Genomic DNA, 8,796 nt, shown 5'->3' on the forward strand with positions numbered 1-8,796 from the left:
AGTCCCATGACCACGTACGTCATCACCGTCCCCGGCACGTTCGTCAACGGCGTCGAGGACGCCGCGCGCGCCGACATCGAGCGCAGGCTCCGTCCCAGGGACCCGAAGAACACGGACCTGGGGGAGAGTGAGGAGCTGAGCCTGCTGACGGTCGAGGAGGGCGGCATGTTCTCCGCCCGGATCGAGGTCGAGGCGGCGGACCAGGCGAGCGCCGAGGCCGAAGCGGTCCAGCTGATCTCGCGGGCCCTGCGCGACAGCGGCTTCCCCGAGAAGGACGCTCCGCTGGGCCCGGCCTTCGTGACCGGCATCGACCGCGAGTTCTGAGCCTGCGCGTTCTGAGCTTGCGCGTTCTGAGCTTGCGCGTTCTGAGCTTGCGCGTTCTGAGACCGCGCGTTCTGAGACCGCGAGTCCTGAGGGCGGGAGTCCTGAGGGCGGGACAGCCGGTTCCGGTCCGTCCCCGGCACGACGGGGGACGGGCCGACCGCGGCACTCACCGGGAAGCGGGACAAATGCGCGCGCATCACCTCTAGGCTCGGAGCCACACAATCTTCGGGGGCCTCGGCCGCGCACGCGCAGGAGTTGCGGATGGACTACTACGACCTCGGTACCCACGGCCGCGTGGTGACCACCGAGTCCTCTCAGGCCCAGCTGTGGTTCGACCGCGGGCTGGTCTGGTCGTACGCCTTCCACCACGAGGAAGCCGTCGCCTGCTTCGAGGCCGCCGCGGCTGCGGACCCCGACTGCGCCATGGCCCACTGGGGCATCGCCTACGCCCTCGGCCCGAACTACAACAAACCCTGGGAGTTCTTCGACGGCGAGGACCTGGTCCGTACCGTCGACCGTACGCACGCCGCCGTGGAGCTGGCCCAGGAGAAGGCGGCCGGCGCCACCCCCGTCGAACAGGCCCTGATCGGCGCGCTGCGCGCCCGCTGTCCGCAGGCGAAGGCCGTCGAGGACTGCTCGGTGTGGAACGAGCCCTACGCGGACAGCATGCGCGCCGTGTACGCACTCGCCCCGGACGACCTGGACGTCGCCACGCTCTACGCCGACGCGCTGATGAACCTCACCCCCTGGCAGCTGTGGGACCTGCGCACGGGAGAGCCGGCCGACGGCTCGCGCACTGCGGAGGCCAAGGAGGTGCTGGAGCGGGCGCTCGCCACCGACGCGGGCGTACGGCACCCGGGGCTGCTGCACCTGTACATCCACCTGATGGAGATGTCCTCGGTCCCCGAGACCGCGCTGCCCGCGGCGGACCGGCTGCGCGGACTGGTGCCCGACGCCGGCCACCTCCAGCACATGCCCACCCATCTGGACGTGCTCTGCGGCGACTACCGGCGCGTGGTGGCCGACAACGGCACGGCGATCGCCGCCGACGAGAAGTACCTCGCACGGTCCGGGGCGATGAACTTCTACACGCTGTACCGCTCGCACAACTACCACTTCAGGATCTACGGGGCCATGTTCCTCGGGCAGTCGAGGACCGCCCTGGAGACCGCCGCCCAGCTCGAAGCCTCCATTCCGGAAGAGCTGCTACGGGTGCAGAGCCCGCCCATGGCGGACTGGCTGGAGGGCTTCCTCGCCATGCGGGTGCACGTCCTCATCCGGTTCGGCCGCTGGGCCGACATCCTGGAACTGCCGCTGCCCGCCGACCCGTTGCTGTACTGCGTGACGACCGCGATGCTCCACTACGCCCGCGGGGTCGCGTACTCGGCCACCGGCCGGATCGCCGGGGCCGAGACCGAGCGCGCGCTGTTCAGGGAGGCGGTCACGCGGGTTCCGGAGACCCGGATGCTGTTCAACAACACCTGCGCAGACATCCTCGCGGTCGCGTCGGCGATGCTCGACGGCGAACTGGAGTACCGCAAGGGGAACTTCGAAGCCGCCTTCGCCGCCCTGGAACGGTCGATCGAGCTGGACGACAACCTTCCGTACGACGAGCCCTGGGGGTGGATGCAGCCGACCCGGCACGCGTACGGCGCCCTCCTCCTCGACCAGGGGCGCGTCGCCGAGGCGGAGGCGGTCTACCGGGCCGACCTCGGACTCGACGACACACTGCCCCGCGCTCTGCACCACCCCGGCAACGTCTGGGCCCTGCACGGATTCCACGAGTGCCTCGTCCGGCTGGGCAGGGCGGGGGAGGCGCGGATCGTGGCCCAGCAACTGAAGATCGCCGCGGCCGTGGCGGACGTACCGGTCGAGGCGTCGTGCTTCTGCCGCCTCGCCGCCGACGCGCCCTCCGGGACGGCGGAACCCGTCAACGGGGCTTCTGGCGCGGGTTGTTGCTGACGGGTCGCCGCTTCCTCTTGTCGCCGTCTTATGGCTGACCGTACGCTGACAAGTCATAGAACTTCGGACGTGATTGACCGGGGGGAACCGTCATGTCCTGGCAGCACAATGACTTCAGCGACGGATTCGTCGTACCGCCGATGCCGACCGCGCCACCGCCCGCGCCCGCGGACGGCTGGAGAGCCGCCGGGGTGGCGCTCCTGAACCTCAGCGGACTGGGACTCGGTTACGCGCTGGTGCGCCGCTGGTGGCTGATGGCCGCCTGCTGGGTCGCGACCGCGCTCCTGCTCCTGGTGGCGCTGCCCGCGGACCCGGACGGTGTGCCCGGCGGAGCCCTCGTCGCGTGCGTCGTCCTTCTCGCGCTCGCGGCCGTCCACGGCGCGGTCGTGGGGCTGCGGACCCGGCTGATGTGGCCGCCGGCGGCCTGGATCGCCGTCGTCCTCGGCATCGTGCTCCTCGCCGTGCCCGCCGGCGGTGTCGCCCTGTACGGCGGCGCACGCGACGAAGCCACCGAACAGATGCTCCTGGACCGCCTGGAGCGCGCGGACAAACTGGTCCGGGCGGCAGGAAGGCAGCAGTTCGGGAACGCGGAGTCCGACTACCGCAGGGCCCTGACCGTCTACAGCGGTCTGCGCAGCGACCACCCCGGCTCGCGGGCGGCCGAGCGGGTCCCCGACCGGCTCAAGACCTACTACACCACCGTCGCCTCCGCCTACGGGGAGAAGAACTACTGCACCGCGGTGGCGCCCCTGAAGTACCTGCGTACGGTCCCGCGCACCATGGACGAGAAGGACCTCGGCACGCTGGCGAAATGGCCCGACGACCGGCTGGCCACCTCGCTCTACGAGTGCGGCGCGCAGTCCCTGTCCGGCGGATCCGCGGACTGGGCGACGCACTACGGCGAACTGCTCAGGACCTTCCCGCGGTCCGAACAGAGCGCGAAGGTGGGCCCCTCGGTCGGGACGGCCGTCGACAAGGCCGTGAAGGACGTGCGCGGAGACGAGCCCTGCAAGGCCGTCGAGCGCCTCGAATCCCTCAACTCCCAGATCGTCGGACTGCCGGGAGAGGACGTCGGACAGACCCAGGCCCTCACCAAGAACGCCGACCGCGCGGAGAAGAGCGCGGAGTCGGGTACGTACGACTGCGGAGTGGACCAGTACAAGGACGGCAGTTTCGCCGAGGCCGTCACCACCATGAACGACTTCGTCAAGAACGCCGGTGGACACAAGAACGTGGCCCGCGCCAAGAAGATCGTCATCGCCGCCGAGGTCGCCCAGACCGTGCCCGCCGCGGGCAAGCGCCTGCCGACCACGGCGTCCGGTGGCAGCATCTCCGTCACCGTCAAGAACGACAGTCCCGACGACATCACCGTGCTCTACACGGGCCCGGTGACAGGCAGCTTCACGCTCAAGGCCTGCGGGAAGTGCACCTCCTACTCCCTGACCAGCACGATCACGCTGGGCTTCAAGCCGTGCAGCGACAGCGGCAAGAACTACCCCCAGCGGACCATCCGGCTGCCCGTCGGTACGACGTACTTCGTGCACAAATCGAAGAGCGGTCTCGGAAAGTCCCCGGCCTCGGACACCGCCAAACTGTCGTCCGGCTACATCTACACCGAATGCGCGTACACGACGAAGTACGGCTACTGACCCGACATCAGAAGGGCGATATGCGCTGGGCGCCTGAATTGCGCTGATCCCGGGGCGGATCCGTGCGGGCCAGGCACTCAGTGCCTTCTGCGGGCCTGGTGACGGGTGTGTGGATTCTGTGACCCATTGGCCGGGCGGGGATGCCGGGCCAATCGGCGGGTACGAATCCGGTAAACTCGTGGATCTTGGTTTGGCTTGCATACATATCTATTGCGCAATAGCTGGGTGAGTCATGAATCTTTTTAATCGAGGTGCCTCTCCGCGTCGCTCGGCCACCCTCGTCGAACCGCAACGGCCCGACGGGCCACCCGATTTTCCCCCGGTCGGCCAGTCGGAACCGGACCTGAGAACCCTGACCGGCAACTGGGTCATCGACCCCGCGCACAGCCGGATCGGCTTCTCCGTCCGGCACGCCATGGTCACGACCGTGCGGGGCGCCTTCACGGACTACCAGAGCCGCCTCTTCTTCGACGGCCGCGACCCGTCCCGCTCGGGTGCCGAGATCATCCTGTCCACCGCCAGCGTCGACACGGGCGTGGACCAGCGCGACAGCCATGTGTCCGGCCGTGACTTCCTGGACTCCGGCGCCTATCCACACATGCGCTTCCTCAGCACCGCCGTGAAACTGGCGGCCCCCGACGTCTACCGGATGACCGGCGACCTCACCATCAAGGACATGACGCGTCCCGTCGTCCTCGAACTCACCTACATCGGCTACGTCACCGACCCGTTCGGCTACGAGCGCGTCGGCTTCGACGGCACCACCACCATCAACCGCTCCGAGTGGGGCCTGACCTACAACACCAGGCTGGCCGAGGGCGGCGCCATGGTGAGCGACAAGGTCCGCCTCCAGCTGGACATCGCGGCCATCCGCACCACCCCGCAGCCCGGCTGAACATCCGACGAACGCCCTCGCGCGGCTCCTCGACACCTGGTCGGATGCCTGGTTGCGCGCCTGCCGGGTACCTGGTTCGTGGACACGCACGTACGGACCGCGGGAACAGGAGTGATTCGGTGGGGGTCAAGGCGATGGGCTGGGCGCATTCGTTTCCGGTGTCGGGCGGTGTGCGCGCCGGGCGGGAGTGGACACGGGAGCATCTGGAGTCCCTGCCGTGGACCGCGGACGAGCCGGACACGGTGGACGCCGTCGTGCTGACCGTCTCCGAACTGCTCACCAACGCCCACATCCACGCGCGCAGCGACGCGCATCTGGTACTCACCTGGGACGGCGACTGCCTCCATGTGAGCGTCCACGACGAGGACCCGACCCTGCCGCGACAGCGGGACCCGGAGTCCGGTGACGTGTCCGGCCGAGGGGTGGGGATCGTGCGGATGCTCGCCGACGAGTGGGAGATGCGCTGCCAGCGGCACGGCAAGGTCGTGACCGCCTGCTTCCGCCCGGTCGGCGCCGACGCGGGGGACGAGCATCTGTGGGGTGACCTTGCGGGCGAGGACCGCTGAGGTCTCGGCGACGGCCGTTGCCGGGTGTCAGGCCTCGTGCGGCGCGAAGGCGCCTTCGGCGGTGAAGACCTGTGCCGCGAAGCGTTCGCCGATACGGCGATGGGTGGCCGCGTCCGGGTGGAGCGCGTCGGGCAGCGGCAGTTCGGCGAAGTCGGTCTCGCCGTAGAGGCGGAGTCCGTCGAGGTGGTGGAGGTTCGGGTCCTCTTTCGACCGCTGGGCCACGATCCGGGCCAGTTCGTCCCGGATGACGCGCAGCGTCAGTTTCCCGGCCGCCGTCTCCGCCGGATCACCCATGGCCACGAACTTCAACAGGCCCTCGCTCATGTGGGCCAGGTCCGGGGCGCTCGGACCTGGAGTGTCCTCGTGGATGGGGCACAGGATCGGCGAGACGACCAACAGCGGTGTGTCCGGGTGGCCTTCGCGGATCGTGTCGAGGAAACCGTGCACGGCCGGGGTGAACGCCCGCATGCGCATCGCGTCGGCGTTGACCACGTTGATGCCGATCTTCACGCTGATCAGGTCGGCGGGGGTGTCCCGGAGCGTGCGGGCGGTGAACGGGTCGAGCATCGCGCTGCCGCCGAGGCCCAGGTTGATCAGCTCCACACCTCCGAGGGAGGCGGCGAGGGCCGGCCAGATCGAGGTCGGCCCTGCGGCGTCGGAACCATGGCTGATGGAGCTGCCGTGATGCAGCCACACCCTGCGTCCCCGGTCGGTCGCGGGCTCGACCGGGGCGTCGGTGCGCAGGGCGACCAGCTCGGTGGTCTCGTTGTGCGGCAGCCAGATCTCGATGTCCTTGGCGTCGCCGCTGTCGCCCTTGGGCAGGTCGGTGAAGCGGACGGTGCCCACCGGGCCGGTGCGCAGTTCGGCGCTGCCCGTGGTCATGTCGACGGTCAGGGTGTTGCCGTCCCGCACACTGCCCCGGCCGGCCAGTACCCCGTCGACGAGCAGTTCGTACACGCCGTCCGGGCGGGGCGGGGCGCCCGTGTAGACGCGCTTGGTGGGCAGCGTGTCCAGTTCGACGGTGGTGGCCCGGGTGCGGAAGGCCAGCCGTACGCCCGAGGGCTGGGACTCGGCCATGGCCAGCTGGCCGTCGGCGTACTGGGCGCGGACCCAGGCGGGCAGCCGGTGCGGCAGCACGCCGTGCTCGGTGCGTTCCAGGTCGAGGGCGCCTCGGAGGAGGTCCGCGGTGATGGGTGTGGTGATCCGGTCGGCTGAGCCGTCAGGTGTGCTGTCGGTCGGGGTGGCTGAGGTGTTCTCGCTGCGCATGGCTTCGACCTTGTCGATTCGGGGGGGGGCTTGCCGGGCGGGACTGCCTACTGGGCGGGCCAGTTCCGCAGGAGTGCGTCTAGGGCGTCGAGGATCCTGGTCCAGGTCTCCTGGGAGTCCGGGGCGCTGTGACTGAATCCGCCGCTCAGCTCCAGGCTGACGTAACCGTGGAAGACGCTGCCCAGGAGGCGGACCGCGTGGGTCTGGTCCGGTTCCGTGAGGTCGTAACCGCGCAGGATGGCCCGGGTCATCTGCGCGTGCCTGCTTCCGGCGCTGGCGGCGGCGGCCTCGGGGGTGAGCTTGAGCTGGGCGGCGGCGTAGCGGCCGGGATGCTCTCTCGCGTAGTCGCGGTAGACGTCCGCCAGGGCGATCAGGGCGTCCTTGCCGGCGCGTCCGGCCAGGGCGGTGGCGCCTCGGTCGGCGAGCTCTTCCAGGGCGAGCAGGGCGATGCCGGTCTTGAGGTCCTGGGAGTTCTTCAGGTGCGAGTAGAGGCTGGCCACCTTTACGTCGAATCTTCTGGCCAGGGCGGAGACCGTGACCTGGTCGAAGCCGGCTTCGTCTGCGAGGTCCGCGCCTGCTTGGATCAGGCGCTTCGTTGTCAGGCCTGCGCGGGCCATGGGGGTCCTCCCGTTTGTAGGGCTCGATTATGCATTTACCTAAAGGGGTTAGGCAAATGGTCGAGCCCTACAGGGAGGGGGTGCCTCCGGCGGGGGTGTTGTCGGGTGCGGGTCGGTGGGGGCTGAGCGCGCAGTTCCCCGCGCCCCTAAAAGCTAAAAGCCACAAGATTGCGCCGTTCCCCGCGCCCCTGGTCGGTCGGCTGCCCCCGCTTGTCAGTGGGGGATCGTGTCGATCAGGTCTCGGGCGCCCTGGCGTAGGAGGGCTACTGCCACTGAGGTGCCCAGGGTGGCGGGGTCCAGGCGGCCCGCCCATTCGTGGGCGTTGAGTTGGGTCTTGCCGTCCGGCGTGAACACGCAGGCGCGCAGGGACAGTTCACCGCGCGGCTCCGCCGTTGCGTAACCGGCGATCGGCGAGTTGCAGTGGCCCTGGAGGACGTGCAGGAACATGCGTTCGGCGGTGGCCTCGCGATGGGTGGCCGGGTCGCCGAGCGCACTGACGGCGTCGATCACCGTGGTGTCGCCCTCCCGGCACTGGAGGGCCAGGATGCCCGCGCCGATCGGCGGCATCATCGTCTCGGGGGAGAGGATCTCGGTGATCACATCGGTGCGTTCGATCCGCTCAAGGCCCGAGACCGCGAGCAGCAGCGCGTCCGCCTCACCGGCGGCGAGCTTCGCCAGGCGCCGGTTCGCGTTGCCCCGGAACGGCACGCACTGCAGGTGCGGACGGGAGGCGGCGAGCTGCGCGACACGGCGTACGGACGAGGTTCCGATCCGTGTGCCGGGCGGGAGTTCGTCGAGGGTGAGCCCGCCCGGGTGGATCAGCGCGTCCCGGATGTCGTCCCGCTTGAGGAACGCGGCGAACATCGTGCCCGCCGGAAGCGGGCGGTCGGCGGGCACGTCCTTGACGCAGTGCACCGCCAGATCGGCCTCGCCCGCGAGGAGCGCGGCGTCGACCTCCTTGGTGAACGCCCCCTTGCCCTCGACCTGGGAGAGGTCGCCCATCCACTTGTCGCCGGTCGTCTTCACGGGGACGACCTCGGTACGCGTTCCGGGGTGGAGCGCGGCCAGTTCGGCCCGTACGCGCGCCACCTGCGCCAGGGCCATGGGCGAGTCGCGGGAGACGATGCGGATCAGCTCGGGAGCGTGCATACGCCCCACGATAGACCGTGCGGCACACGGGAAGTGCGCCTTGCCCGTACGGGCTCAGCGGCCGGGATGATCCGGGTCGTCCTCGGCCGACGGCAGGACGTTGGAGCCCTCGGCCCAGTGGTTGACCCAGCCGCAGTACGAGCAGGCGTACCGGTTGTTGAGCCCGCTCACCTGGGCACCGCACTGGCGGCAGTCCGTCGTGGTGATCTCCGCGCCGGGCGACGCGGCCGTGGCGGCGTCACGTGGCCCGGATTCCGGAGACCGCTCCTGCGTCATGCAGGCAGCGTACCCGCGGGTGCCGGATCCACCGGAAGGGTCATCACACCGGGCGGCACGCCGGTCATCACACCGGGCAGGGGTGCCGGGAC

Annotated in this window: 9 protein-coding genes; 5 read left to right on the forward strand and 4 right to left on the reverse strand. The window is 69.8% G+C overall.

Annotation, left to right across the window (positions count from 1 at the left end; genetic code table 11):
* Positions 1–6: 6 nt before the first annotated feature.
* The 5 genes from ACFVH5_RS13410 to ACFVH5_RS13430 all read left to right on the forward strand — a co-directional run bounded on the left by ACFVH5_RS13410 (position 7) and on the right by ACFVH5_RS13430 (position 5,396).
* Positions 7–324 (forward strand): hypothetical protein, encoded by a 318-nt coding sequence (locus tag ACFVH5_RS13410; RefSeq protein WP_384802839.1) that lies wholly within the window; start codon positions 7–9, stop codon positions 322–324.
* Between the two features lie 261 nt (positions 325–585).
* Positions 586–2,286, forward strand: coding sequence for a hypothetical protein (locus tag ACFVH5_RS13415; protein ID WP_385833710.1), 1,701 nt, complete (start codon positions 586–588; stop codon positions 2,284–2,286).
* A gap of 92 nt (positions 2,287–2,378) precedes the next feature.
* Positions 2,379–3,935 carry a hypothetical protein gene (locus ACFVH5_RS13420; protein ID WP_385833711.1) on the forward strand — a complete coding sequence of 519 codons (1,557 nt, stop codon included), beginning with the start codon at positions 2,379–2,381 and terminating at the stop codon, positions 3,933–3,935.
* Positions 3,936–4,167: 232 nt separating this feature from the next.
* Positions 4,168–4,830 carry a YceI family protein gene (locus ACFVH5_RS13425; RefSeq protein ID WP_384802830.1) on the forward strand — a complete coding sequence of 221 codons (663 nt, stop codon included), beginning with the start codon at positions 4,168–4,170 and terminating at the stop codon, positions 4,828–4,830.
* A gap of 119 nt (positions 4,831–4,949) precedes the next feature.
* The gene (locus ACFVH5_RS13430) at positions 4,950–5,396 is read left to right on the forward strand and encodes an ATP-binding protein (protein ID WP_385833712.1); all 447 of its coding nucleotides are present in this window, start codon (positions 4,950–4,952) and stop codon (positions 5,394–5,396) included.
* 27 nt (positions 5,397–5,423) lie between these two features.
* On the opposite strand, the gene ACFVH5_RS13435 is transcribed toward ACFVH5_RS13430, so the two are convergent.
* The 4 genes from ACFVH5_RS13435 to ACFVH5_RS13450 form a co-directional block, all read right to left on the reverse strand.
* Positions 5,424–6,662, reverse strand: coding sequence for a GDSL-type esterase/lipase family protein (locus ACFVH5_RS13435; RefSeq protein WP_385833713.1), 1,239 nt, complete (start codon positions 6,660–6,662; stop codon positions 5,424–5,426).
* 47 nt (positions 6,663–6,709) lie between these two features.
* On the reverse strand, positions 6,710–7,279 hold the full coding sequence (locus tag ACFVH5_RS13440; RefSeq protein ID WP_384802821.1) for a TetR/AcrR family transcriptional regulator: 570 nt from the start codon (positions 7,277–7,279) through the stop codon (positions 6,710–6,712).
* A gap of 213 nt (positions 7,280–7,492) precedes the next feature.
* Complete coding sequence (gene hemC / locus ACFVH5_RS13445) at positions 7,493–8,428, reverse strand: hydroxymethylbilane synthase (protein ID WP_107014963.1); 936 nt, start codon at positions 8,426–8,428, stop codon at positions 7,493–7,495.
* Positions 8,429–8,482: 54 nt separating this feature from the next.
* Complete coding sequence (locus ACFVH5_RS13450) at positions 8,483–8,704, reverse strand: hypothetical protein (RefSeq protein WP_385833714.1); 222 nt, start codon at positions 8,702–8,704, stop codon at positions 8,483–8,485.
* Between the last annotated feature and the right edge of the window lie 92 nt (positions 8,705–8,796).

Source organism: Streptomyces sp. NPDC127119 (genome assembly GCF_042677425.1).
In the GTDB taxonomy this organism is placed as follows: domain Bacteria; phylum Actinomycetota; class Actinomycetes; order Streptomycetales; family Streptomycetaceae; genus Streptomyces.

What these genes read in the sequence shown, in the direction of transcription:
- ACFVH5_RS13410 (WP_384802839.1), top strand. Translation starts at nt 7, where the DNA reads ATGACCACGTACGTCATCACCGTCCCCGGCACGTTCGTCAACGGCGTC.
- ACFVH5_RS13415 (WP_385833710.1), top strand. Translation starts at nt 586, where the DNA reads ATGGACTACTACGACCTCGGTACCCACGGCCGCGTGGTGACCACCGAG.
- ACFVH5_RS13420 (WP_385833711.1), top strand. Translation starts at nt 2,379, where the DNA reads ATGTCCTGGCAGCACAATGACTTCAGCGACGGATTCGTCGTACCGCCG.
- ACFVH5_RS13425 (WP_384802830.1), top strand. Translation starts at nt 4,168, where the DNA reads ATGAATCTTTTTAATCGAGGTGCCTCTCCGCGTCGCTCGGCCACCCTC.
- ACFVH5_RS13435 (WP_385833713.1), bottom strand. Translation starts at nt 6,662, where the DNA reads ATGCGCAGCGAGAACACCTCAGCCACCCCGACCGACAGCACACCTGAC.
- ACFVH5_RS13440 (WP_384802821.1), bottom strand. Translation starts at nt 7,279, where the DNA reads ATGGCCCGCGCAGGCCTGACAACGAAGCGCCTGATCCAAGCAGGCGCG.
- hemC (WP_107014963.1), bottom strand. Translation starts at nt 8,428, where the DNA reads ATGCACGCTCCCGAGCTGATCCGCATCGTCTCCCGCGACTCGCCCATG.
- ACFVH5_RS13450 (WP_385833714.1), bottom strand. Translation starts at nt 8,704, where the DNA reads ATGACGCAGGAGCGGTCTCCGGAATCCGGGCCACGTGACGCCGCCACG.